This is a genomic window from Amycolatopsis sp. lyj-84, assembly GCF_046549075.1.
Classification (GTDB): domain Bacteria; phylum Actinomycetota; class Actinomycetes; order Mycobacteriales; family Pseudonocardiaceae; genus Amycolatopsis.
Map to the genome: position 1 here is coordinate 72,349 of NZ_JAJPWO010000023.1, position 25,645 is coordinate 97,993.

16 protein-coding genes are annotated in these 25,645 nt (G+C 70.1%); 3 read left to right on the forward strand and 13 right to left on the reverse strand.

What is annotated here, in order from left to right:
- Positions 1-26 precede the first annotated feature (26 nt).
- Positions 27-2,318: a LuxR C-terminal-related transcriptional regulator gene (locus ACLJRM_RS41960; RefSeq protein WP_410666219.1), complete on the reverse strand. Its 2,292-nt coding sequence runs from the start codon at positions 2,316-2,318 to the stop codon at positions 27-29.
- Positions 2,319-2,486: 168 nt separating this feature from the next.
- On the opposite strand from ACLJRM_RS41960, the gene ACLJRM_RS41965 reads away from it, so the two are divergent.
- The 3 genes from ACLJRM_RS41965 (at position 2,487) to ACLJRM_RS41975 (ending at position 4,455) form a co-directional block, all read left to right on the forward strand.
- Entirely contained in the window at positions 2,487-3,602 is a 1,116-nt protein-coding gene (locus tag ACLJRM_RS41965; RefSeq protein ID WP_101607249.1) for a 3-oxoacyl-[acyl-carrier-protein] synthase III C-terminal domain-containing protein, read from the forward strand.
- On the forward strand, positions 3,599-4,012 hold the full coding sequence (locus ACLJRM_RS41970) for a nuclear transport factor 2 family protein (protein ID WP_410666220.1): 414 nt from the start codon (positions 3,599-3,601) through the stop codon (positions 4,010-4,012). The genes ACLJRM_RS41965 and ACLJRM_RS41970 overlap by 4 nt, the downstream gene beginning before the upstream one ends.
- Before the next feature lie 104 nt (positions 4,013-4,116).
- A complete protein-coding gene (locus ACLJRM_RS41975) occupies positions 4,117-4,455 on the forward strand; it encodes a peptidase inhibitor family I36 protein (protein WP_158255812.1) in 339 nt (112 codons plus the stop codon).
- Positions 4,456-4,514: 59 nt separating this feature from the next.
- On the opposite strand, the gene ACLJRM_RS41980 is transcribed toward ACLJRM_RS41975, so the two are convergent.
- The 12 genes from ACLJRM_RS41980 to ACLJRM_RS42035 all read right to left on the reverse strand — a co-directional run bounded on the left by ACLJRM_RS41980 (position 4,515) and on the right by ACLJRM_RS42035 (position 25,519).
- Positions 4,515-6,053, reverse strand: a complete 1,539-nt coding sequence (locus ACLJRM_RS41980; protein WP_101607246.1) for a S8 family peptidase — start codon at positions 6,051-6,053, stop codon at positions 4,515-4,517.
- A gap of 27 nt (positions 6,054-6,080) precedes the next feature.
- Complete coding sequence (locus tag ACLJRM_RS41985) at positions 6,081-7,541, reverse strand: trypsin-like serine protease (protein ID WP_410666221.1); 1,461 nt, start codon at positions 7,539-7,541, stop codon at positions 6,081-6,083.
- A 26-nt stretch (positions 7,542-7,567) separates the two neighbouring features.
- Complete coding sequence (locus ACLJRM_RS41990; RefSeq protein WP_101607245.1) at positions 7,568-9,121, reverse strand: S8 family peptidase; 1,554 nt, start codon at positions 9,119-9,121, stop codon at positions 7,568-7,570.
- A gap of 277 nt (positions 9,122-9,398) precedes the next feature.
- Positions 9,399-12,155 (reverse strand): AAA family ATPase, encoded by a 2,757-nt coding sequence (locus tag ACLJRM_RS41995; protein ID WP_410666222.1) that lies wholly within the window; start codon positions 12,153-12,155, stop codon positions 9,399-9,401.
- 53 nt (positions 12,156-12,208) lie between these two features.
- Positions 12,209-12,556, reverse strand: coding sequence for a hypothetical protein (locus tag ACLJRM_RS42000; protein ID WP_101607243.1), 348 nt, complete (start codon positions 12,554-12,556; stop codon positions 12,209-12,211).
- A 163-nt stretch (positions 12,557-12,719) separates the two neighbouring features.
- Positions 12,720-12,875 carry a hypothetical protein gene (locus ACLJRM_RS42005; RefSeq protein WP_158255813.1) on the reverse strand — a complete coding sequence of 52 codons (156 nt, stop codon included), beginning with the start codon at positions 12,873-12,875 and terminating at the stop codon, positions 12,720-12,722.
- A 28-nt stretch (positions 12,876-12,903) separates the two neighbouring features.
- Complete coding sequence (locus tag ACLJRM_RS42010) at positions 12,904-13,293, reverse strand: ATP-binding protein (protein WP_410666223.1); 390 nt, start codon at positions 13,291-13,293, stop codon at positions 12,904-12,906.
- A 275-nt stretch (positions 13,294-13,568) separates the two neighbouring features.
- A complete protein-coding gene (locus ACLJRM_RS42015) occupies positions 13,569-14,504 on the reverse strand; it encodes a TauD/TfdA family dioxygenase (protein ID WP_410666224.1) in 936 nt (311 codons plus the stop codon).
- Positions 14,501-15,778, reverse strand: a complete 1,278-nt coding sequence (locus tag ACLJRM_RS42020; protein WP_410666225.1) for an ATP-grasp domain-containing protein — start codon at positions 15,776-15,778, stop codon at positions 14,501-14,503. Before ACLJRM_RS42020 ends, ACLJRM_RS42015 begins: the two co-directional genes overlap by 4 nt.
- A complete protein-coding gene (locus ACLJRM_RS42025; RefSeq protein WP_410666226.1) occupies positions 15,775-17,046 on the reverse strand; it encodes an ATP-grasp domain-containing protein in 1,272 nt (423 codons plus the stop codon). The genes ACLJRM_RS42020 and ACLJRM_RS42025 overlap by 4 nt, the downstream gene beginning before the upstream one ends.
- On the reverse strand, positions 17,043-22,475 hold the full coding sequence (locus ACLJRM_RS42030; RefSeq protein WP_410666227.1) for an amino acid adenylation domain-containing protein: 5,433 nt from the start codon (positions 22,473-22,475) through the stop codon (positions 17,043-17,045). Before ACLJRM_RS42030 ends, ACLJRM_RS42025 begins: the two co-directional genes overlap by 4 nt.
- Positions 22,472-25,519, reverse strand: a complete 3,048-nt coding sequence (locus ACLJRM_RS42035) for a non-ribosomal peptide synthetase (RefSeq protein ID WP_410666228.1) — start codon at positions 25,517-25,519, stop codon at positions 22,472-22,474. Before ACLJRM_RS42035 ends, ACLJRM_RS42030 begins: the two co-directional genes overlap by 4 nt.
- Positions 25,520-25,645: the final 126 nt, after the last annotated feature.

Sequence of the window (25,645 nt, forward strand, 5' to 3'; positions counted from 1 at the left end):
GCACCCCGGCCGCGGTGGCCTCCGGGTCACCGCGGCCCGCCACGGGCCCGGTTCTCGACCCAGACGGCCAGCTGGGTCCGGTTGGCGAAGTCGAGCTTGTTCGAGATGTGCTGCAGATGCGTCTCCACGGTGCGGCGGGCGATGACCAGCCGTGCCGCGATCTCCCGGTTGCTCATCCCGGCCGCGACCAGCCGCGCGATCTCCGACTCGCGCGGTGTCAGCGGCGGCAGGACATCCTCGGTGCCGTCGTCCCGGCGCGCGCTCGTTCCGCTCAGCGCTTCGTGCGGACTCCGCTGCCGCCCTTCGCTGAAGGCGGCGTCGAACTTGTCGTCCCCCAGAGCTTTCCTGGTGGCTTCGCGGAACTCCCGGTGGGCCGTCGACACGGCCACGTCGGGCTCGGCACCGCAGCGATCCCAGAGTGTCGCGGCCGTTCCGAACAGGCCCGCCGCCCGGGTCCACTGTCCGCGCCGGGCGGAAACCCAGGCCAGACCGTCCACCCGGTATGCCGCGGACAGCACGTCCGACCCGCGAAGGTCGATCTCCAGCGCCGTACGGATGGATCGTTCGCCTTCGTCGACGTCGCCGCCGAAGCAGACCTCCGCGACACCGATGCCGAACAGGGCCATCGAACGGTAGCGGTCCTCCCCCGCCTCCTCGCACTGTCTGCGCATCGAACCCAGCAGTTCCCGCGCTCCTGGCAGTTCCCCGCGATAGGCCAGCGCGACACCCTGGATGAACAGGGGGTGCATCTGACGCCGTGCGTCGCCCCGCTCGCGGAAGATCCGGACCGCGGCCGCGGCGTGGACGCTCGAATCCGGCTCGGCCGACAGCATCAGCACGAACGCCCGGGCGTGGGCGATGTACGGCGCCGCCTCGTCGTCCTCGACCGCCTCGGCCGCGGTCAGCCGCTCCTTGGCGAGCGGAAGGTCCGCGTGCAGCGCGGCGCAGAGAGAGGCGATCGCCAAGCCGCGGGCACGACCCGGGGCCTCCGGAGGGAGCACGTCGAGCGCACGATCGATCCAGTCGCGTACCTCCCACGCGGCTCCGCGAGCGACCCAGTACTCGATCATGGCGGTCGCCATCGTCAGCGCCGCCTTCCCTACGCCGGGCGTTCGCAACGACCACGACAATGCTTCCCGGACGTCGGCGTGCGCCGCGGTCATGCGCTCGAACGCCTCGTCCTGTCCCGGTCCGAACCAGGCTCCGGCGGCCTGCTCGATCAACTCGGCGTAGTGATCACGGTGCCTGACGGCCACCGCTGGCTCATCGCCGGATTCGGCCAGCAGACGGCCGCCGAATTCACGAAGCAGCCGGAGCATCCGATAGTGGACCTTGTCCGCGCCGTCGACGCGGATCAGCACCGACTTGTCGACGAGACCGGCGACGGCGTCCAATACCTCGTTCCCTGACCGGCCGCAGACGGCCTCGGCCGCGGACAGATCGAAGTGCCCGGCGAAGACCGAGCAGCACGCCCAAGCGGCTCGCTCGTCGGCGGTGCACAGGGAATGACTCCACTCGAGCGTGGCGCGCAGCGTCCGATGCCGCTCAACGGGGAGCCGGAGACCGGTGACCAGCACCCCCGAGCCCTGGTCGACCAGGTCGGCGATCTGCGACGGCGACAGGACGCGAACGCGTGCCGCAGCCAGTTCGATCGCCAGCGGCAGGCCGTCCAGGCGCCGGCAAAGCCGGACAACGGACGCGGCGTTGTCTTCGGTGACCTCGAACGAGGGAAGAACGCTCATGGCTCGTTCCGCGAACAACCGCACCGCGTCGAACGTGAGCGCCTCCTGGGGCGTGCCGACCTCCTCAGGCGGAACGGAAAGAGGCTGGATCGCCAGAATGTGCTCGCCGTCGAGTCCCAGCGAGCACCGGCTGGTGGCCAGGACCACCAGATCCCGGCAGTCGCGAAGCAGTGCGGCGACCAGGTCGGCACTACCGACCGGCAGATGCTCGCAGTTGTCCAGCAACAGCAGCGATCGCCGGGGCCGGAGGTACGACACCACGGCCTCCAGGTCCGTACGACCCGCGGTGTCGTGCAGACCGAGACTGTCGGCGACGGCGCGCGCGACCAGTCGCTCGTCCCGTAGTTCGCCCAATCCCGCGACGGCCACGCCTCCGGGGAAGTCACGGGTGAGCGAACTGGCCACCTGGGCGGCCAGCCGGGTCTTGCCCACGCCGCCGGTACCGGTCAACGTGACCAGACGGCCCACGTCGAGCAGCCGTCGCACTTCGTCCTCGTCCTCCGCACGACCGACGTAGCTCGTCAGTGCCCGCCGCCGGCCCTCACCGTCGCCCGCCATCCGCCTCATCGCCCACATCGAAGCACGTTCACCGGGATCGCGTATCCCCCACGCCGAAGGCACCGGCGGACAGGAAGCCGTGTCCATTAGTACCTCGATCGCGTGAGGCGCCGTGTACTCGCGTCCGGATCATCCATCATGACCCGGAAACCGGCCATGATCCACCGCTGTTCGTGGAGGCGCCCGATGCCCGACCCGTGCCTGCTGGCCGTCTCGGCCGAACTGCCGTCCTCCCGGTGGTCCACGGCCGACCTGCTGGCCTCGGCGGGTGACCGTTTCAGCCCCCGGCTGGTCGCGATGCTGAGCGACCTGGGTGTGCGGACCCGGCACTCGGTGCTGGCGAACTACCCCGACGTGCTCTTCGCCGGGGCCGAACCCGAGTTCGAGATCACCGCGTCGGGACTGGCCACCCGCGCGGTGCGGGGCTGCCTGGCGAAAGCGGACATCGATCCCGCCACCATCGGCCTGGTGCTCGGTGTCACCAGCAGCCCGGGGAGGTTGCTGCCGAGCCTGGTCTGCGACCTGTTCGCTTCGGTCCCGGAGATCCCCCGCGAGGCTGTCGCCCTCAGCCTCGAGTACCTGGGTTGCTCGGCGGTGGCGAAAGCGGTGGACACGGCACGGTGGTTTCTCAACGCCGAGCCCGGCAAGCGCGTCCTGGTCTGCTTCATGGACGCGATCACCCCGCTCTCCCCACCGCTGCCCGGGGAGTACGGGCACTTCAGCGAGGCGACGGACCGCCAGGACACGGTGAACGCCATGCACGGCTTCCTCTTCGGTGACGCCGCGGTGGCGATGCTGCTGGGCGGCGAAGGTGCGGGGCCGACGTTCGGGCCGGTGGCGCATCTGACGAACGAACAGCCGGACGACGCGGAACTCGGCACCGTGCCGGACGGAGGCTCGGACATCCCGGTCGTGCACGGGCGGCGTCTCTACACGCTCAGCCAGCAGGTCACCCCGCGCGGGACGCACTACGCGGTCAGCACCGTGCGGTCTTTGCTGGCCGGAGGTTCCAGCGGGCTCTCCTCGCCGTCGGAGGCGGGACTGATGCTCCTGCACACCGGCAGCCGCCGCATCCTGGACGGTCTCTGCACCGAATTCGGCGTCGCCCCGGACGGGCCGGAAGCCGCGTCCTCCTACCGGATTCTGCGCGACCACGGGAACACTCTCGGCTGTTCGGTGCCCCTGATGTTCGCCGACCCGGTCCACCGCGAGCCGGGGACGGGACTGGTCGTCGCCTTCGGGCTGAGTTTCAGCTGTGGCGCGTTCACCGTGCGGATCCCGGACAGTGGCTGGCGGCCATGATGGACCTTGCCCGGTATCTACGCTATGTCGCGGCTTTCAACGGCCAGGACTGGGACCTGGTGCACCGTGAGTTCTACGCCGAGGACATCCGTGTCCGGTTCCCGGTGGCCACCCTCACCGGCAGGGCCGAATCGCTCGCCTGGTTCCGGACCGCCCACGAGGCACTGTTCGAGGTGCTGGTGCCGAAAGGCGTTCGCATCTCCCCGGACGGCGGAGAGACCGTGGCGGACCTCGCCGTGCGTTTCGTCGCCTTGGACGACACGGACTTCATTCCCGGACCCGGCACCGCAAGGGCGGGCGACACCGCCGACGTCGCGATGCGGGCCACCTACCTGTCCGGTGTGGACGGCCTGATCACCCACCTCGACGTGGACTTCACCGGCCCACCGGTGCCGGGACGGATCGGCTGACGCCTCGGGAAGGTCACCGTTGGGCAACTACACCGCCCCGCCGGGCGATGCCGCGGCTACGCTCCTGCCGAACCGGGCAAAGTGCCCGCTCAGGAGGGACGACGATGAGTCGCAAGTATCGCCTGACGACCCTGCTGGCCGCCGGCATCGCGCTCGTGGGAACGGTGGTCGCGCCCGCGACCGCGATGGCCGCGCCGAGTTGCACCTCGGATCTGTGCCTGTGGTCGGGGCTCAACTACACCGGCACGAAGAGCTCGGCGGGGTACTTCGACAAGAACACCCACTGCTACCCGGACAAGCACTACAACTCCGCGGTCAGCCGCACCGGCTACAGCATCCGGATGTACAACGGCTCGTCGTGCAACGGCCCGTCGTTCGTGCTCGGACCGGGCAAGCAGGTCGCCAAGACCCAGTTCGTGGTGCACAGCTTCCGCCGCGCCTGACGCGGTGAGGTGGGACCGGTCGCCAAGTCCGGTCCCACCTCGTTTTCCTCGCCCCCGGGTCAGAACGTGACGGTGAACCCGTCGATCGAGCCGGTGTCGAACCGGTAGACGTCCTGGGCGCTCAGCTTCCAGGTGCCGTTGGCGTTCTCGCCGGAGGCGTCCACCGTGTACGTCTCGTGGACACCGCCCGCCGCACCGACTCCACCGGAGCCCTTGAGCCGGTACGCCTTCCCGCTCGGCCCGATCAGGTCGAGCACCAGGTCCGCGGTGTAGGTGTGCGAGACGTCCACCTTGACCGGCAGCGACGAGGACGCCCTGCCGTCACAGCCGTCCTGCGTCACCGCGCTCGTCACGGCGGCACCGGCGTCCGGGATGCTGACCGGGGTGGTGTTCGACTTCGCACCGCACTTCGGCCCCGGGCCGCCGCCGCCGATGAACGAGACGTTGAGCAGTTTGTTCAGCGAACCGCTGCCCGGGTTCTTGACGACACCGTCGGACGCGTTGTTCACCAGCGCGTCCCGGACCTGTTTCGGTGTCGCGGACGGGTTGGCCGCCAGGTAGAGCGCGGCCGCGCCGACGACGTGCGGTGTCGCCATCGAGGTCCCGCTCATCCCGGCGGACCCACCGTTGCTCGGGCTCAACGAGGTGATGTTGGTGCCCGGGGCGAAGATGTCCGTGCAGCTTCCGTAGTTCGAGAACGACGAGCGGTTGTCGCTGGAGTCCGTCGCGTTCACCGTGATGGCTTCCGGCACCCGCGCGGGGCTGGTGTTGCAGGCGTCGGTCGAGGCGTTGCCCGCCGCGACGCCGTAGACGACGCCCGAAGCGATCGACTTCTTGACCGCGTCGTCGCCGACCCCCGGTGCGTCCATGCCGAGGCTCATGTTCGCCACGGCCGGCTTCACCGCGTTGGCCGTCACCCAGTCGACGGCGTCGATGATGCCCGAGTCGGGCCCGGAGTTGTCGCAGCCCAGCACCTTCAGCCCGACGATCTTGACCTTCTTGGCGACCCCGTAGGTTTTGCTGCCGAGGGTGCCGGCGGTGTGACTGCCGTGGCCGTGGCAGTCCTTGCCGTCGCCGCCCATGAAGTCCTTGCCGAGGCTCGCCCGGCCTTCGTACTCCGGGTTGGCCGGGTTGATGCCGCTGTCGAGGTCGTACGCGGTGACTCCTTCACCGCTGTTGTTGTAGGTGTACTTCTTGTCCAGCGGCAGGGATTTCTGGTCGACGCGGTCCAGCCCCCAGGTCGGGTTGGCCTGGGTTTCGGTGCCGCGGGCCGTGCCGTCCTGGTAGACGGCCTTGACCGACGGATCGGCCGCGAGCCGCCGCGCCTGCTTTTCGGTCATCTTCTTGACCGAGAAGCCGTTCAGCGCGGCCGACCAGGTGGACCGGACCTCGCCGCCGAAGCGCTGGGTCAGCGAAGCCGACGACGCCTGCGCGGTCGCGAGACCATCCTTGAGCACCACGATGTACTGGTCGCCGTAGTGCTGTTTCGCCTGCACCACAACACCTTCGGCCTCCGCGGCGACGGCGTTCCCGGCGCCGAGCGCCAGCAGCGGCGTCAGTGCACCCAGTGCCAGCAGGAGCTTTCGAGAGTTACGCATGGTGGATCACCTCCGTGGTCTTGGTGGTCACTGGACGGTGAGCGTGTACGTGGCGGTCGAGGTCTTGCCGGAGCCGTCCTTCGCCGTCACGGTGATCGGGTACGTCCCGGCCTGGAACGGCGGGAAGACCTGCATCGTCGACGTACCGCCGCTGGAGATGGTCTGCGGGTTGAAGAACGGCGCGAACGGCAGGCCGGAACCGGAGGCCGAGAGCGTGATGGAACCGCTGCCGCCGGTCGCGGAGACCTTCGTGCTGACCATGGAACCCGGCCGCGCGGTGCCCGACGCGGGATTGAGCGTCACCTTGAGGTCGCCCGGCTCGCTGCCGCCCTTGCCGACGGTGAGTGTCAGCGTGGTGGTCGCGGTGTCGGTCGTTCCCTTGCCGGAGACGGTGATCGTGTAGTCCCGCTCGGGCGTGTTCGCTGCGGTCTCGATCGTCAGCTTCGCCGTGCCACCGGACTTGATGGTCGACGGCTGGAAGGTCGCCTTGGCGCCATCGGGCAGTCCGGACGCGGTCAGCGCGACGTCCTCGGTGCCGTTCTTGCCCGGCTTGCTCGTGATCGACGTCGAGACGTACTTGCCGGGGTCGACCTTCGCCGAACCCGGCGACGCGGCCAGGGTGAACTTGTCCGCGCTGGGTGCTTCGCCGATCTGTTCCTTGACCCAGTCGCCCATCTCGTTGTTCAGGCGGCTGTAGACGCTGTACCACTTGAAGTCGCTGCGGCTCCACGACGTGATGCCGACGACGACACCGTTGACGATGAACGGGCCGCCGCTGTCGCCGGGCAGGACGGTCTTGCGGCCGTCGGAGTAGCCCGCGCAGATCATCGTCGCCGGGTCGACACCGTTCTCCACCCCGGTGCACTGGTTCGCGTTGACGATCGGCAGGGTCAGCTTCTGCAGGGTGACGTCGGCGGGGCTGTCACTCTGGGTCTTCTTGCCGTAGCCCAGGCTGAAACCGTCCTTGCCCGGGGTCTCCAGGCCGGTGTCGGCCGAGGTGGCGACCTTGGCGTAGCCGCCCGCGGGGACGGGGATGTCGGCGTCGGTGGTGATGATCGCGACGTCGTAACCGTTCCAGGGCTGGGTGAACCGCGGGTGGAGCTGGTAGTCGACGGCCTTGAGCTGCGTGCCGCCGGTGCTCTTCAGGTCGTCGAGTCCATAAAGGACTGACTTCTCGCCCGCCAGTTCCTTGCAGTGCGCGGCGACCATCACCTTGCGGGGTGCCACGACCGAGCCGCTGCAGCTCTGCCCCTTGGGGCGCGAACCGCCTTCACGCAGGGCCGCGATGGCGAACGGGTAGTCCTTGACCGAGGCCGGCACGCCGCCGATGCCCTGGGCGTGGGCGCCGTCGGGGATCCGGACGTCGCCGGTCGGAGCGATCGCCGACGCGGTCCGCTGGGGTGCCGCCCCGGCGGTTCCTCCGGCGATGGGGATCGACAGCGCCGTCACACCCAGCGCCAGCAGGCCCAGGATTCTTTTTCTCTGCACGGTGGTTCCTTTCACAGGGAGGGAAATCAGAAGGTCAGGCCGAAGCTGTCGATGACGCCCGCGTCGAAGCGGTAGACGTCCTGGACGCGCAGCTTCCAGTCGCCGGAACGGTTCTCGCCCGACGTGTCGACGGTGTAGGTCTTGGACAGGTCGATCGTGCTTTCGCCACCGGCCTGCTTGAGGTTGACGACCTTGCCGCTCGGCGTCACGAGGTCGATCTTCAAGTCGCCCGAGTACGCGTGCTTGATCCCCACCGCGACCGAGGTTCCCGACGTGCCCTTGGCATCGCAGGAGCCGATGGTCACGGTGCTGGACACGGCGTCACCGGCGTCCGGGATGGCGACGTCGTCGGTGCTGCTGCCACCCGCGCAGGACGGCGGGTTCGGCGTGCCGCCGCCGAGGAATCCGGTGTACAGCAGCTTGTTCGGCGAGCCCTTGACGTCGGAGATCTTGCCGGGGGTGGTGTTGTCGAGCAGCGCCTTGGTGACCTGCGCCGGGGTGGCCGACGGATTCGCGGTCAGGTAGAGCGCGGCCGCGCCGGCGACATGCGGGGTGGCCATCGACGTGCCGCTCATCTGCTGCGTGCCGCCGCCGTTGCGGGTGGAGGTGATGTTGCTGCCCGGCCCGAACAGGTCGGTGCAGGTTCCGTAGTTCGACGACTGGGACGAGTTGAAGATCGACCGCTTGTCCTGCGCGTCGCTGGCCGCGACCGTGATCGCCTCCGGCGTGCGGGCGGGCGAGACGTTGCAGGCGTCCTGTCCTTCGTTGCCCGCGGCGACCGTGACGGTGATCCCCGCCCGGACCGCGCCCTGCACCGCCTGGTCCACAGTGGACGTCACGCCGCCCCCGATGCTCATCGTGAGCACCGCGGGTTTCTTGGCGTTCTTGGTGACCCAGTCGATACCGGAGACGATCGTCGACCACGGCGCGCTGGAGTTGCAGCCGAGCACGCGGACGGCGACGATCTTCACGCCCTTGGCGACGCCATAGGTCGTGCTGCCGACGGTGCCCGCGACATGTGTGCCGTGGCCGTGGCAGTCGGAGGCGTCGTTGTCGCTGTCGACGAAGTCGTAGCCACTGCTCGCGCGGCCACCGAACTCGGACTGCCGGTAGTCGGTCCCGGTGTCCAGGACGTAGACGGTGGCACCGTCGCCTTTGTTGGCATAGCTGTACTTCTTGTCCAGCGGCAGGTCTTTCTGATCGATCCGGTCCAGGCCCCAGGTGGGGTCGTTCTGGGTGTCGGTGGCACGGGCCGTCGAGTCCTGCTCGACCGACGCGACGGCCGGGTCCGCCGCGAGTCTGCGGGCCTGCGCCTCCGTCATGCGACCGGCGAAGCCGCGCAGGGCCGCGTCGTAGGTGCGGGTGACCTGCGCGCCGTAGCCGGAGGCCAGCGAGTGGGCGTCGGCGGCGCCGGCCCGGCCGGGTTCGAACGTGACGAGGTAGGCGCCCGGGATGGCGTCCGGGCCCCCTTTCAGCACGGCCTGTTCGCCCGCGGAGGCGGTGGCAGGGAGGACGAGGACGGCGGCGGACAGGGCCGTGGCCAAGGCCAAAGCCCGTCGGGGACGGAAACGTTCACGCATCGGCATACTCCTGAAGGTGGGGAATCGGCGCCGGGCGGGGAGAGAGCGAGGGCGACCACGGCGCTGTGACAACAGTGAATTTTCCGGGAGGCGAGAACAATAGTGGTTGTCCACGATGGACTACCCATTAAATTCACAGGCCCGCTACCTGCGCTTTTACCGCAACTCGAAACAGGTCGAACAAGCTCGAATTAATTCGGCCCGTATGCCGAAAAAATAAGGGACCTCATCAATCGGCGCGGACGTGAAAAGACCGAGCCTGATTGAATCACACAATTCAGGCGGTTTTCGACGCGGCGATCCGGTCGCGCAGCAATTCTTCACTCAGGACGGCACGCGACGGCAGGTCGAGTTTGCACAACGCCCGGCCGAGATGGACCTCGACGGTGCGCGCGGAGAGGAAAAGGCGTTCGGCGATCTCGCGATTGGTGAGGTTCTGCGCGGCCAGGACGACGACCTCGAGTTCACGGGGTGACAGCGCTTTGCCGTAGCCGCGACGGCCACGCCGCGGCACGTCCGGATCGTGAGCCGCGAGAGCCCGTCGGCATCGCTGCGCGTCGACGAGGGAGTCCAGCGCCCGGTAGGTCGTCTCGGCATGGGTGAGCGCGCCCAGGACCCGTTCGTGCTCGCCGAGTTCGGCGTAGCACTCCCCGGCGAGTTCCTCCGCGCCCGCGGCCGCGTAAGGCCGCGGCAAGGCTTGATACGACCGGGCCGAGCGACTGAACAATTCGGCGGCTTCGGCGGGGCGGGGCCGGGCGAGCAGCCCTTGGCAGAAGAGGTCCGCCGCGTGGGCGAGCGGCGCGTCGCGACCGATGATCCCTTCCTGGTATTCGGCCAGCCACGCTTCGGCGGCTTCGGTCTCGTGCTCCCCGAGCAGGATCCGGACGGCCAGCGGAAGCAGTTCGGCCGCCCACACCCAGTTGTTCTTGCGGCGGACGTTCTCCAGCCCGTACTCGACGAGGCGACGCGCCCCCGGGAGATCCTTGGCGGCCAAGCGGACCGCCGCCCGGCCCGCGAACGACGAGGCCTGGAGGGGAACACTGCCCGCCGAAAGGCCGAAAGCGGCGTCGAAATCGCGCAGTGCCGCTGCTCGCCGCCCACGGCCGAAGTGGTACCAGCCCAGTGCCAGCAGCGGTTCGGCCGCCAGGGAACTGTCTTCGCCCACCCGTGCGACCAGCTCACGGGCTTCGGTGTCCACTCCCGCCCACAGGCCCATGACGACATCGAGCCGCAGATCCGTGCCCGCGGCCAAGGCCTCCAGATACGGCTGGTGCTCGTCCTGGATCAGCCGCCGTGCCGTCGCGAGATACGACCTGGCCACCGGGTAGTAGCCGTTCCACGCGGCCGCGTCGGCGAGGTTGATGTAGGTCCGGCTGACCTGACGGCGCACATCGGCCGACCGCGGCGAGTCCGGGAGCGTGCCGACGTCCTGCCAGACACCGGGATCGGCGACCTGCATCCGGCTGGACATCCGGTTCGCGGTGACCGCGGCGAGCAGTTCGACGTCACGGAGGCCGTGGCTGGCGCGCTCGGCCTGATCGAGCCAGCGCAGGTTCTCTTCGACCGGGATCGCGCCGAGGTGCGGAAGCGCCAGCGTGACCAGGCCGCGCGCGAGCAGCGCGCGGTGGTCGGAGAGGTCGGCGACGGCGAGCTGGATCTCCGAGCGGCCGGCGTCGATCTGCCCGGCCTGGTTGATCAGCACCCGGCCGAGATTGATCCGGATCTCGCCGCGGGCGGTCTTGCTCATCGGCCACTCCCGCACCGCCGTGCGGAGCAACCGGACCGTCGGTTCCTTGATCAGCTCGTAGGCCGTCCCCCTGCTGAGCCTGACCGCGAAGTTTTCCCGGTCCGCGCGGGAAAGTCCCTCTTCGCCGAGCGCGGTTTCGAGCAGGCGCGAGGCTTCGTCCGGTTTGCCCTCGGCCACCGCTCTGTCGACCGCTTCCGAGGTCCAGCGCACCCATTCGGCGAGTTCTCCGGCCGCTCGATGGTGCTGTGCGATCTTCGGCGCGTCCGGTTCCCTCGAACCGGAAAGGAAACGTGCGACGCGACCGTGCAGGCGGCATCGGCGAGGACCGGAGACAGCGCTGAGGATGACCTCCGCCGCCAGGGGGCTGCGTGCGGCGTACCGGCCCCTTCCCAGGTCTCGCAGGAATCCCTCGTCGAGAGCGGAAAGCAGCGCGTCGTCGACGGCGTCAGAGGCCAAACCGGACACGGCGGCCAGCTCGGCGCTCCCGGCCGGGCGGCCGAAGACCACGGCCGCCTCGGCGATCGCGGCACAGCCCGGTTCCGCCTTCGCGAACCTGGCCGCGAGCGCGTCGGCCCAGGCCCGGGGCACGGGCGCACCAGGCGCTTCGAGGACCGCGTGCACGGCACCGCGCACGCCACCGGTCCGGCGATGGACCAGTTCGCCGAGTTCCCGGGAACCTGCCAGTGACACGACCTCGTCGGGCTCCAGCGGCGCCAGCGTGAGTCTCGCGGTCACTCCCGACCTCGGGGGCCACCAGGACTCCCCCGCCACGGGCCGATGCGCCCGGATCGTCGTGGTGGCGACGACAGCCAGCCGCGGAGACGGGTGGTCCGCCAGGAACCTGAGGAGGTCTTGGGTTTCCTCGTCGGCCTCGTCGGCGTCATCGACGAGCAGCACGGTGCGGTCGTGCGCGGTCAGCAGTTCCCGCAGCGCCCGGAACACCAGATGACGACCGGTCGTGTCGGCAGGCACCTCGGGGAGCACCTGGGTCAGTTCCGGCAGGAACGACCGGAGAACACCGGCGAGCGGCGACAGGAGCGGAGCGACCGTGCTCCACCGGCGGAGGTCGGCGCTCAGCGCTTCGAGCACCGGGCCGAGCGGGACGGGCCGCCGTCGCCGGGCGCAGCGAACCCGGACCAGGGCGCTGTCCTCGGTCTCGCGCCGGGTGAGCTCGTCGAGCAACCGCGTCCGCCCGGAACCCGGTTCGCCCTCGACCACGGCGAAGGCGGGACACCGGGCGATCGCCCGCGCGGTCCCTGCGACGAAATCCGCTGTCGCGCCGTTCATGAAACGACTCTAAGCGCGAACCTCTTGTTCGGGATTTCTCTAAGGGTCCTCATTTAATGCGGCGCCGGGCGGGCCAGCTCGACGAGACTGTCGAACAGCACCTCCGCGGACCGGCACACGGCGAGCGGCGGCACCTCGAACGGGCCGATGACCTCGGTCAGCTGTTCCCAGGCGAACCGGCCCAGCACCCTGGCCAGCACTGTCCTGACCGCGGCGGGTTCCCCCGCGCGAGGCCGCAGCGCGTCGTCACCGCCACTGAGGCTTCCTTCCGGCTCGAGCGCGTCGAGACAGCGTGAAAGGACCTCGCCGGTCAGTCGGACCGCCGCCACGCGTGACGGCCCTCGCAGGTAGGGGGCGACGTCCGCCATGCCCGCCATCCGGTGAAGCACGCCGGCCACCATGCGGTCTCGTAAGTAATGTGGCCCGAGGGTGACAACGGTCGCGGGATCCTCGAATCGCTTCGACACGATCCCCAGCTTTGCCGGGCAGCGGTGCCTCAGCCAGGCCGGAAGCGATAGATGAGGATCCGTAGCTATTGACCACCAGCGGCTCGACCACGCTGAGTCAGAGGTTGATGGCCAGCCACAGCGCCAGCCAAGCGAGCAAGGCGACCACTCCGCCCACCCCGACGGCCAGGAGAACACGCCTGATCCAGAGTGATTCGTCGACGGCCCCGGTCATCGCCGTTTCGGCCGTCGATACCCCGACTTCATCGCCCATGAGGAGGAAGTACCTCGGATCGTCCGGTTCAAACCCTCTGGTTCCCGCTGCTCGGCGGTCCGGCCTGCCTGAGCGGTAGTTCCGCCCAGACCGTCTTGCCTTCGGGACCACACCGCTGCCCCCATCTGGCCGCACCTCTGGCGACGAGCCGGAGGCCGAGTCCCGCGTCCTCCCCCGCGTACGCCAGCCTCGGATTCGCGTCGTCGATCTCCATGCGCAGCCGGTCCGCGGTCAGCCCCACGGTGACCGCCCGGCAGGCATGCCCGTGGACCACCGCGTTCGTCACCAGCTCGCCGAGCACCAGGGCCGCGTCGTCGGCCAGGTCGGCGGACGCACCCGGATGGTGACGTTCCAGAACGCTCCTGAACCAGCGCCTGGTTTCTCCCAGGTCGGCGGCCCCGCGAGGTGGCGAGGGCAATCTTTCCTCCACGATCGTGCCTCGGCTGCTGTCCGGCATTCGGCCCTGCCTTCCCCAGACGGATACCTGAAGTGAGGATTACCCGTTCCGGGCCTGTTTCAGTCACGACTCGAGGACACCTGGCAGGTGAAAAGAGCCGACCCGTCAGCCGTCGAACGTGTCGTGTTCGGGCGGAACGGGCGATCACACGTGATCAGAGCCGGATCACGTGTGATCAGAGACGGATCACGGAGTTCGCCTTCTGATCACGCGAGATCCGGCTCCAATCACGCGGGTCACGTCATCGCGACCAGGGTCCGCCGCTTGCCCGTGAACGGCTCGCGCCCGTGGGCCATCAGCATGTTGTTGATCACCATGATGTCGCCCGGCTGCCACGGGAACGCGTAGCTGACCTCGTCGTACGTCGTCTTGATCCTGGCCAGGTCCGCCTGCGGGATCGGCGAGCCGTCGGCGAAGGACGCGTTGCGGGGCAGGTCTTCCTCGGGGTACAGGTCCAGCAGCGCCTCGCTGACCTCTTCCCCCAGGCTCGAGACGTGGAACAGGTTGGCCTGGTTGAACCACACCGTCGCGCCGGTGTGCGGTTCCGTGACAAAGGACGGACGCACGTGCCGCGTGCGCAGGCCCTCGTCGGTCCACTCGTAGGTCTGCCCGTTGCCGGTGCAGTAGTCCTCCACCGCCTGGCGGTCGTCGGTCTGGAACGCCTCTTGCCAGGTCAGCCCGAGACCTTCGCGGAACGCCCGCGTGTAGGTGACGCCGTCCGCGAACCGCTCGCGCAGGTCCGCAGGCAGCAGGCGGTACATCGCCCGGCTGTCCGCGATCGGCGTCGCGCCGCCGGTTTCGGCCGCCGTGTCGCACAGGAAGAACAGGCGGTCCGGCCAGTTCGCCGAGTACGAGTTCTCGTTGTGCATCGGGATCGACTCACCCGGCGGGTACTCCGTCGAGGTGTAGATGTTGCCCGAGACCGCCGACCGCGGCGTCGACCGTTCCGTGTAGGTCAGCAGCAAGCCGCCGATCTCCTCGGTGACCTGGTTGAACACCGCCAGGTCGGCAGGCATCCCGCGCAACAGGATCGCGCCGTCCTCGCGCAGCCGGTCCTGCAGCACTTCGCGGTGCGCGCGTACCCAGTCCAGGCCTGTGGCCGCGTACACGGTGAGCTTCGTGTGGTCGTTGCCCTCGATGTGACCGAGGTTCGCCGCGAGTTCGGCGGTCATGATTCCTCCAGTTCGAAACGGATCAGCTTGGCGGCCTCGGCGTGCAGCGCGGCGAGGTCTTCGGTGTCGGCGAACCCCGCGGCGAGCACGTTCACCGCGTAGATCTCCTGGTCGTCGGTGAGTAGTTGGCCGGGGCGCACGATCGTGACGACCTCCAGGACCTCGGGCAGGTCGGCGACCTCGTCGGTGCCCTCGACGCGGACCAGCCGCCCGGTGCCCTCGGCGTAGAAGATCAGGTAGCCCACCGGCACCGGCAGGCCCGCACCTCGCGCGGGCGGCGGCGTGCCCAGTGCCAGCGACACGGCCTCGGCGATGACGTCGATGCCGGTCGCGAGCTTCAGCAGCACCGGCTGGGCGCCGCCTGCCGGGCGGCCCGCGTTCACCTCGACGATCGCCGGGCCCAGCTCGGCGTCGTCGATCAGCTCCACGTGCGCGCAGGTGTTGTCCAGGCCCAGCGCGAGCGCGGCGGCCGCCGCCGCCGCGAACAGCCGTTCGCTGTCCTTTTCGGACAGTTCGAGCGGTGGGCAGACCATGCCCAGCTCGAACTTACGGTCGTCGATGAGCGGCTTTTCGACCACGGCCACCGGTTCCGCGACGCCGTCGCGCACCAGGACGTCGACCGCGTACTCCGGGCCACGCAGCAGGCCTTCCACGAGGAACACCTTCACCGGGTCGATCGGCGACGGCCCGCCACCGATCAGCCGGTGGTACCGGGCGTCCTCCGACAGCGGCAACCGCTCGGCCAGCAGCCGGTACGCCGCCACCAGTTCGTCCACAGTGGACACCATGCGCACGAGATTGCTCGCCGCGCCGTTGACCGGCTTGACGATCGCCGGGAGCCCGACCGCCGAAGCCACCGACGCCGCCTCGGACTCGGCGGAGATCAGTGCGCAGCGCGGCCCTGGCAACCCGGCCGCGGCCAGCGCCCGCCGGACCGCGAACTTGTTGTGCGTCACGGTGAACACCGACGCCGGGCAGCGTGCCACGCCGAGCAGCTCGGCCGCGCGGGCGACGTTCGCGATGATCCCCTCGGCGGCGGTCACCACCCCGGCCGGACGCTCGGTCCGCGCCCGGATCGCCTCGGCCACGGATTCGGCGTCACGGACGTCGTCGACGACGACGAAGCCGTCCACCAGTTCCGTCAGCTGTGCCTGCTCGGCCGGTTCCAGAGGCTGGGTGACCAGTTCGACCCCCAGCCCGGTCGCGCGCACGGCGGCCACAACGTCGGCGATCCACTGCCCGGCGGTCTCCCGGACCACGAACACGGTGTTCACACGTCCTCCAGTTCCAGCTGGACGAGCTTGCTCGCCTCCGCATGCAGGGCGGCGAGGTCGTCGTGATCGGCGAACCCCGCCACGACGAGGTTGACCGCGTAGGTCTCCTGTTCGTCGGTGAGCACCTGCCCCGGCGAGACGGTGGTGACGACGTCGATCACCTCGGGAAGCTCGGCGATCTCGTCGAGTCCGCCGATCCTCGTCAACCGGCCCGAACCGGCCGCGTAGAGGATCAGCATGCCCAGCGGGATCGGCAGTTTCGCGGGTTCCCGTACCGGCGGCGGAGCGCCCACCGCGAGCGCCGCCAGCTCGGCGAACACGTCGATGCCGGTGCGCAGCTTCGCCAGCAGCGGCATGATCGACCCGGCAGGCCTGCCCGCGTTGACCTCGACGATCGTCGGGCCGCGGTCGACGTCGTCGATCAGCTCGACGTGGGCACAGGTGTTGTCGAGACCCAGCGCGCGGACGGCGGCGACCGCCGCCGCGGTGACCAGCTCGGCCCGGTCGGCGGTGAGCCCGGCGGGCGGGCACGACAGCGCCAGCTCGAACTTCCGCTCGTCGATCAGCGGCTTGTCGAGGATCTCGACCGGCTCGGCCACTCCATCGCGGACCAGCACGTCCACCGCGTACTCCGGGCCACGCAGGAAACCTTCGACGAGAAACGTCTTTGAAGGGTCCAGGGTTCCCAGTCGACGGTGGTAGCGCGGATCCGCGGACTCGGGCAGTCGCGCGGCCAGCAGCTCGTACGCGGCCGCCAGTTCGTCCACAGTGGACACGGCGCGGACGAGGTTGCTGCCCGCCCCGTTGACCGGCTTGACGATCGCCGGGAGCCCGACCGCCGAAGCGACCGACGCCGCCTCGGCGGCCGACGAGATCAGGGCGTGGGCGGGCCCGGGCAGTCCCGCCGCGGCGAGGGCCTCCCGGACGGCGAACTTGTTCGCGCACAAGGCGAACACCGACGCCGGGCAGCGTGCCACCCCGAGCAGCTCCGCGGCGCGGGCGGTGCTCGCGATGGCGCCGTCCGAACCGGTGAAGATGCCGGCCAGCGCGCCGCCGCCGATCTCCCGGACCTTCGCCGCGACGGCTTCCGCGTCGTGGACGTCGTCGAGCGCGATGACGTCGTCCACCACTCCGGCCAGCGTGGCCCGCTCGGCCGCGTCCATCGGCGGGGCGAGCAGCACCACGCGGTGCCCGGCCGCCCGCATCGACGGCGCGACCTCACCGACCCAGTGCCCGCGGGCCTCCCTGACCAGCACTGCCGTGCTCATGCGGCTTCCTTCCCCGCGAGCTTGCGCTCCCGTTCCTGCGCCCCGACCAAGTCGTCGGGCAGCGAATCGGGCACCTCGGTGTCGAACCGGCGCAGCCGCCGCATCGAGAACCCGCCCACGTTGATCAGCAGCAGGATCAGCGCGAAGACGACATAGGCGAGCCCGATGCCCCGGGTCTCACCGGTGCCGAGCACGGCGCCGACCGACCCGGTCAGCGCGCCGCCCGGCGCCAGCAGCGGCGAGAACCAGCCGACGGCCAGCGGCGCCAGCACGGCGAATCCGATCGGCAGCGTCGACCACGTGATCGTCTGGTTGATCGCGAACACCCGGCCGTGGAACCGCTGCGGCACCTTGACCTGCACCAGCGTCGCGTAGATGCCTTGCGACACGGACATCGCGGCGGCCAGGACGAACACACCGGCCGCGACGACGATCAGCGACGGCCGCAGGCCCATCATGAGGCTGCCGAGCGCGATCCCGATGTTGCCGGCGAGCACGCCGACCATCCGGCGATGCCGCGGGCCACCCCACAGCGCCATCCCGATCCCGCCCGCCACCGCGCCGACGGCCTCGGCCAGCGCCACCTGCGCGACGTCGGTGACCGAGCCGAACGACAACACGAGCGGCGACACCAGCACCAGCGCGGGAGCGAGGAAGACGTTCGCCAGCGCGAAATACAGCAGCATCGTGCGGAAGCCGCGATGGTTCCACGAGTACCGCAGCCCGCCCGCGATCGCCGTCAGCAGCGGTTCGCGCGGGCGCCAGCCCAGCAGATCCGGGAACCGCACCAGCAGCAGGCCCACGATCGCGAACGCGTAGCTCGCCATGTCCAAGATCAGGATGCCGGACAGCTGGATCGTCGCCAGCAGCCCGGCCGCGAGCACCGGCATCAGCAATTGGGCGAAACCGGTGGACAGCTGCGCGAGGCCCATCGCGTGGCCGAGGTACTGCTTCGGCACCAGCTGCGCCACCGACGACTGGTAGGCGATGCGCTGGAACGAAGCGGCCACTGAGCCGAGCGGGATCAGCACGTAGAACAACCACAGCTGGACGTGCCCGGTGATCAGCAGCAACGCCAGGATCAGCTGGATCCCGCCGGCGGTGCCGCTGGCCGCGATCATGATCCGCCGCCGGTCGCCGCGGTCGACCAGCGCGCCCGCCACCGGCAGGACGAGCACGCCGAACATCAGCGCGAGCGCCCACAGCAGGCCGAGGTCGGCGACCGAGCCCGTGCGGGTGTAGAGCCAGATCGGCACCGCGAACGACGTCAGCGCCGAGCCGGTCGAGGAGACCAGTTGCCCGGCCGTGATCGTGAGGAACCGGGCCATGCTCGGCCGCACAGTGGGTTTGTCGTCCACTTCCGCCCGATGGGTCTCGTGCACCGCCCAGGCCGCGTCTTCGCCGCGGGCCCGGACGTCGAGCTCGCCGGGATCGTCCAGTGCCGGGTGCACTTGCGTGACGATCTCCGCGAGTTCGTCGGCCCGGTAGCGCAGGAAGAAGTGCCCGGCCCGGTCGAGCACCACGAGCGCGGTGGTGTCGGTGAGGAACTCCCATTCCCGGTACCGCTCGGTGTAGTAGTCGGTGACCGGGTCTTCGGAGCCGACCACCGACACGATCGGCGCGCGCAGTTTGGCCACGCGGGCGTCGAGCAGGCCGCTGAAGTACTCCTCGGCGGCGCGGCTGTCGGCGCGCATGTTCGTGATGATCCGGTCGGCCTGCGCCGGGTCGAGGTCGTCGGTGTCGACGCCCATGCCCTTGAGCCAGTTCGAGTAGTACCGGTTGCTGCGCAGCTTCTCCAGCCGGGTGCGCAGCGTGCCCACCGCGCCCTTCATGCGGGCGAACGGGAAGATCGCGCCGATGTAGACGACCTCCAGCTCGCGGCCGCGCTCTTCGAGCAGCCGGGCGACGGCGACGGCGAGTGCGTTGCCGACACCGCAGTGGCCGTAGATGGCCAGCGGGCCGTCGACGCGGTCGAGGATCTCGTCGGCCAGCCGCTCGACCAGGTCGTCGAAGGGCACGGCCTCTTCGGACAGTCCGACGTCGTGGCCGGGGATGGCGACCGAGTAGAGCGAGTAACCGTCCGGGAGCGCGTCGGCCAGTGGCTGGTAGACGATCGCGCTGCCACCGCCATAGGGGAAGCAGACGTAGGTCAGTGTCCGCTGTGCCGTCGGCTTGGTCAGCTCGTACAGCAGGTGGCGCGGCCGGTCGGCGGTGTCACCGTCCATGAAGGACGCCAGCTCGCGGATCGTGCGGTGCTGGAACAGATCCATGACGCCGACCTGGCCGGCGTCCGCCTTGCCGATCCGCGCCACCACCTGGGTGGCCAGCATCGAGTGGCCGCCGAGGTCGAAGAAGTCGTCGTCGACGCCCAGTTCGTCCACTTTGAGCACGTCCCGCCAGATCCCGGCCAGCAGGACCTCGACCGGGGTCGACGGCGCGACCAGCTCCTTGGTCGCGTCCCGGGACGCGACCGGAGCGGGTAGCGCCTTGCGGTCGAGCTTGCCGTTCGGGGTGAGCGGCAGCTCGTCGAGCGGGACGAACGACGGGGGCACCATGTAGTCCGGGAGGCTCTGCTTGAGCGCCGTCCGCAGCGCGCCGGGCTCGGCGTCACCGACGACGTACCCGACCAGCCGCTTGTCCCCCGGCGTGTCCTCGCGGACGATCACGGCGGCGTCGCGCACACCTGGTTGGGCGCGCAAGGTCGTCTCGATCTCCCCCAGCTCGATGCGCAGGCCGCGCAGCTTGACCTGGTGGTCGATCCGACCGAGGAACGCGATCGTCCCGTCCGGGCGCCAGTGTGCGAGGTCGCCGGTCCGGTACATCCGTCCACTGTGGAACGGGTCGGGCACGAACCGCTCGGCCGTGAGCTCCGTGCGGTTGTGGTACCCGAGGGCGAGGCCGACACCGGCGATGTGCAGTTCGCCGGGTACGCCGACCGGGCAGGGCCGCCCCGAACTGTCGAGGACGTAGATCCGGATGTTCTGGATCGGCGCCCCGATCGGCACCGACGCGACCTCGGCGAGCGCGGCGGGCGTGCAGTGCCAGGCGGTGACGTCGATGGCGGCTTCGGTCGGGCCGTAGAGGTTGTGCAGCTCGCAGTCCGGCAGCCGCCGGGTGAACTCGCGGGCCGCGTCGAGCGGCAGCTCCTCGCCGCTGCACACGACCCGCCGCAGCGCCGTGCAGCTCTCGACGCCTTGCTCGGCCAGGAACAGCGTGAGCATCGACGGCACGAAGTGCGCGGTGGTGATGCCTTCGGACGCGAGCAGCTCGCGCAGGTACGCGGCGTCCTTGTGACCACCGGGTTCGGCGAGCACCAGCCGCGCGCCGGTGATCAGCGGCCAGAAGAACTCCCAGACCGACACGTCGAAACCGGCCGGGGTCTTCTGCAGCACCGAATCGGTGCCGTCGAGGCGGTACGCGCGCTGCATCCAGTCGAGCCGGTTGACGATGCCGCGGTGACCGTTGGGCACGCCTTTCGGCTGGCCAGTCGAGCCCGAGGTGTAGATGACGTACGCCGGATCTTCCGGTCCGGCGAGCGGCTCGGGCGGGGTGCCCGGCTGCCCCGCCGTCTCGGCAGGGTCGTCTAGAACTATGACGGTCGTGTCACCCGGAGGCAGCGTTTCGCGCAATGCCGCCTGCGTCAGCACGACGGGTGCGGCCGCGTCCCGCAGCATGAACGCCAGCCGGTCGGCCGGGTACTCCGGGTCGAGCGGGACGTACGCGCCACCGGCCTTCAGCACGCCGAGGAGTGCGACGACCAGCTCGAACGACCGCTCCGCGAACACCCCGGTGAGCACGCCCGGCCCGACGCCGAGGCCACGCAGCCGGTGCGCGAGCCGGTTGGCCCGCTCGTCCAGCTCGCGGTAGGTCAGCGACGCGCCGCGGAAGGTCACCGCGGGCGCGTCCGGCGTCCGGGCGGCCTGCTCCTCGACGAGCGCGTGCAGCGTCGTCTGCGGGAACTCGGCCGTCGTGGCGTTCCAGCGCTCCAGGACGAGTTCACGCTGCCCGGCGTCGAGAATGTCCAATTCGGACAGTCTCCGGTCCGGATCGGCGACGATCGAGCGCAGCAGCGTGACCAGCCGCCCGGCCATCCCGGCGACCGTGTCCGCGGTGAACAGCGCCGTGTTGTGCACGAACTTGCCGATCAGCCCGCTCTCGATCTCGATCGCGTGGAACTCGAAGTCGAACCGGGTCGCGGGCAGGTCCATCGGCAGCCAGCGGAAGTCCACAGCGGACTGCCCGGCCGCACCCATCCGGCCCATCTCGTAGTTCTGCAGTACGAACATCGCCTGGAACACCGGCGAGCGGCTGACGTCGCGGGGCACGCCGAGCGCGTTCACCAGCCGCTCGAACGGGACGTCGGCGTGGTCGAACGCGTCCAGCACGTGCCGCCGGGTGCGGTCGAGCAGCTCGGCGAACGTCGGGTCGCCCTCCAGCTGGGCCCGCAGGGGCAGCATGTTGATGAACATGCCTGCCACGCCCTCGAGCTCGGGCAGACCGCGCCCGGCCGACGACGAGCCGATCGCGAAGTCGTCCTGACCCGAGTACCGCGCCAGCAGCACCTGGTAGGCGGCCAGCAAGGTCATGAAAAGCGTGACACCGTGCCCGCGGCTCAGCTCGCCAAGAGCCCGGGCGAGGTCGCGCTCGACGAAGAACTCGTGGATCGCGCCGTCGAAGCTCTGTTTGGCGGGCCGTGGCCGGTCGGTGGGCAGCTCCAGGGGCTCGACCCCGGCGAGCTGTGCCCGCCAGTGCTCCAGCTGCCGGTCGAGTTCGTCACCGGTGAGCGTGCGGCGCTGCCAATGCGCGAAGTCGCCGTACCCGATGCTCAGCGCGGGCAGCTCGGCCGTGCCGCCGGAGCTCAGGGCGTGGTACTGCGCGGCGAGGTCACGCAGCAGCAGGTCGACCGACCAGCCGTCACCCACGATGTGGTGCGTGCACAGGACCAGCAGGTGCTCCTCGTCGGACACCCGGGCCAGGGTCGCGCGCAGCAGCGGGCCCGTGGCCAGGTCGAACGTCTCGGCCGCGGCGGCGTCGACGGCGGCGCGGGCCGCCTCCTCGCTTCCGGCATCCACTATGGACAGTCCGACCGTGACCGCCGGTTCGATGTGGACGGTCGGCTGTCCGTCGTCGCCTGCCGGGAACCGCATCCGCAGCGCCTCGTGCCGCACCGGCAGGGTGTCCAAAGCGGACTGAAGCGCAGTGACGTCGAGCCGTCCGGTCAGCCGGATCGGCACCGGGATGTGGTAGGACCCGGTGCCCGGCGCGAACTGCTCCATGAACCAGACGCGTTCCTGCTGATAGGACAGCGGGACGACGGCGTCGCCTCCGCGCGGCGTGATGGTCGCGGCCGGCTCCGTGCGCCGTCGCAGCCGTCGTTCGAGCAGGGCGCGGCGCGCGGCCGCGCCGCTGGTTTCGTCGATCGTGGTCATGAGAGCTCGCCTTCGGCCAGCTGGCGCTGGACCTCTTCGTCACTGAGCTGGTCGAGGTCCTCGGCGAGCCGCCGCTCGATCTCGGCGGCGAGTTCGGCGACGGTGGTGAAAGAGAACAGCCCCCGCACCGGGATGTCGACTTCGAGCTGTTTGCGGAGCCGGGACATCGCGCGGATCGCCAGCAGCGAGTTGCCGCCGCGGGCGAAGAAGTCGTCGTGCACGCCGAGGTCACCGATGTCGAGCAGCTCGCCGAGCACCTCGGTGACGAGTTCTTCGGCGGCGGTCCGGGGTGCGACGTACGCCACCGCCTCACCGGGTTCGGGATCCGGCAGCGCGGCCCGGTCGAGCTTGCCGCTGGCCGCCATCGGCAGCGCGTCCAGCGTCACGAACCGGGTCGGCACCAGGTAGTCCGGCAACGTCTTCCGCAGGGCTTCGGCCGCTCCCTCGGAGCTGCCGACGACATAGCCGACGAGCGTGTCGCCGCGCACCGCCACCGCCGCGTCCCGCACCTCCGGCAGCTCGCGCAGCGCAGCTTCGACCTCGCCGGGTTCGATGCGGTAGCCGCGCAGTTTCACCTGCTCGTCGATGCGGCCGAGGTAGTCGAGCGTGCCGTCGCGGCGCCAGCGGACGAGGTCGCCGGTCGCGTACATGCGGCCGGACGGACCCTCGATGAACTTTTCGGCGGTCAGGTCCGGCAGCCCGAGGTAGCCGCGAGCGAGCTGCGGCCCGGCGACGTACAGCTCGCCGGGAACACCCGGCGGCACCGGCTGCCGCCGCTCGTCGAGAACGTACACGCGGGTACCGGGCACTGGACGGCCGATCAGGACGGGTCCGGACGGCAGCTCGTCCCCGGGTTCGATCCGGTGCACGACACAGCCGACCGTGGCCTCGGTCGGTCCGTACTCGTTGACGACGAGCGTGCCGGGGTGCCGCTCTCGCCACGGCTGAACGGCTTCCGCGGTCAGCGCTTCGCCACCGAGTACCAGCTCACCCGTCGGGAACAGCTCCTCGGCGAGGACGGCGAGGTGCGTCGGGGTCGCCTTGACGAACGTCGGCCTGCCGCCGTCGACCACCGCGCCCCCGGCGGTGAGGGTGCCGAGCAGCGTCGTCACGGTGAGGTCGAACGACGGCGACGTGTGCAGCAGCGCCCGTCCGGCCAGGCCGGGGTACGCCTCACGCGCCCACGCCAGGTACGTGTCGACGGCACGGTGCTCGACCTCGACGCCCTTGGGCCGCCCGGTCGAGCCCGACGTGTAGATCACATAGGCGACGTCGCCCGGCCCGGCCGCCGGTTCCGGGTTCTCGGTGGCCGCGGTGGACCACTCGGCCGGATCGTCCAGGGCCAGCGTCTTGGTGTCCAAAGTGGACTCTCCGGCGACCAGCACGAACGGGACACCCGCGTCGGCGAGGATCAGCGCCTGCCGCGGGGCCGGGTTGGCCCGGTCGAGCGGGACGTAGGCCGCGCCGCTCTTCAGCACCCCGAGCAGGCCGGTCAGCAGATCCGCCGAGTTCGGCACGCAGACACCGACGACGGTGCCGGGACCGGCGCCCAGCTCGCGCAGCCGGTGTGCGACGCGGTTGGCCCGCGTGTTCAGCTCGGCGTAGGTCAGGCGAACCCCACCGAGGTCTACGGCGGGTGCGTCCGGGGTCCGCCGCACCTGGTCCTCGAACCGGGCGGGCACGGTCGTGGCGTCCGAATTAGACACTGTGGACGGTTCCGCCGAGTTCCAGCCGGTCAGGACCAGCTCACGCTCGACCTCCGAAAGCAGCGACAGGTCCGCGATCGACTGTGCCGGATCGGCCAGCGCCGAAGTCAGCAGCCGCAGGTACCGCTCGGCCACGGCTTCGGCGGTCTCGCGGTCGAACAGATCGGTGCGGTAGACGAGCCTGCCGTCCACGGCGGTCAGGTCGATCGCGATGTCGTCCTTCGCGGTGGCCGAGCGGACCGGCTCCAGCCCCGAGTCGGGCAGGAAGTTGAACCCGAGCTGATACAGCGTCTGCACGCCGGGGTCGCGCTCGGCCCCGGCCGCCTCGGCGACCACCTGGAACGGCACCTGGCTGTGGTCGATCGCCTCCAGCAGTGTGGTCCGGACCCGGCCGACCAGCTCGGTGAACGCGGGCGCGCCCGAACAGTCGACGCGTACGGCCATCTGGTTGACGAACATGCCGATCAGGTCGGCCAGCTCCGGCAGGTCGCGGCCGGCGACCGGGACGCCGACGACGACGTCGTCCACTCGGGACAGTCGTGCCACGAGTGCCGCGTAGCCGGCCAGCAGCACCATGAACGGCGACGCCGAGAGCTCCCGGCTCAGCTCGCCGACCCGGCCGATCAGTCCGTCCGGGAGGGCGAAGTCCACCTGGTCACCGGCGAACGTCAGTGCTGAGGGACGCGGCCGGTCGGTGGGCAGGCCGTGGACCGGCGGCAGCCCGGCGAGCTGCGTCCGCCAGTAGTCCAGCTGTTCGGAGGACGTTTCGAGCTGCCCGCGCTGCCAGGCCGAGTAGTCCGGGTACTGGATGGCCAGCTCGGACAGCTTCGGCTCGCGGCCCTCGAAGACGGCGTCGCACGCCTCGCTCAGCTCGGCCTCCAGCACCAGCACCGAACGGGCGTCGAACACGGTGTGGTGCACGACGAACGTGAGCACCCACTCGTCGTCGGCCAGGCGGCACAGCTGGGCCCGCCACGGCGGCGGCGAGTCGAGCGAGATGGCCCCGCGCACGACAGCGCCGACGAGTTCGGCGAGCCGGTCGCCGCGAGCCTCGGCGGGCAGATCCCGCAAGTCGTGTACTTCGGGCTCGATCGGCACCTCGGCGTGCACCACCTGCATGAGCGCGCCACCGTCCATGCGGAACGACGTGCGCAGCGCCTCGTGCCGCCCGACGACGACGCCGAGCGCGGTGCGCCACTGCGCGGCGGTCAGCGGGCGGTCCAGCCGGGCCCGGCAGTGCAGGTTGTACACCGGGGACGCGGGGTCGAGCTGGCCGGACAGCCAGATCCGCTCCTGGCCGAACGAGGCCGGGAACGTCCATTCCTTCGTGTCGCTCATGATTTCCTGTTTCTCAGCGTCTGTTGGCGGATTCGAGACCCGACGGGGTCTCGGCTGCCTGCCTGGCTGGTGTGCGGAGTTGCAGATGGTGTCGTCGTGGGCGAGGCGGGTGGCGTGGGTGAGGCG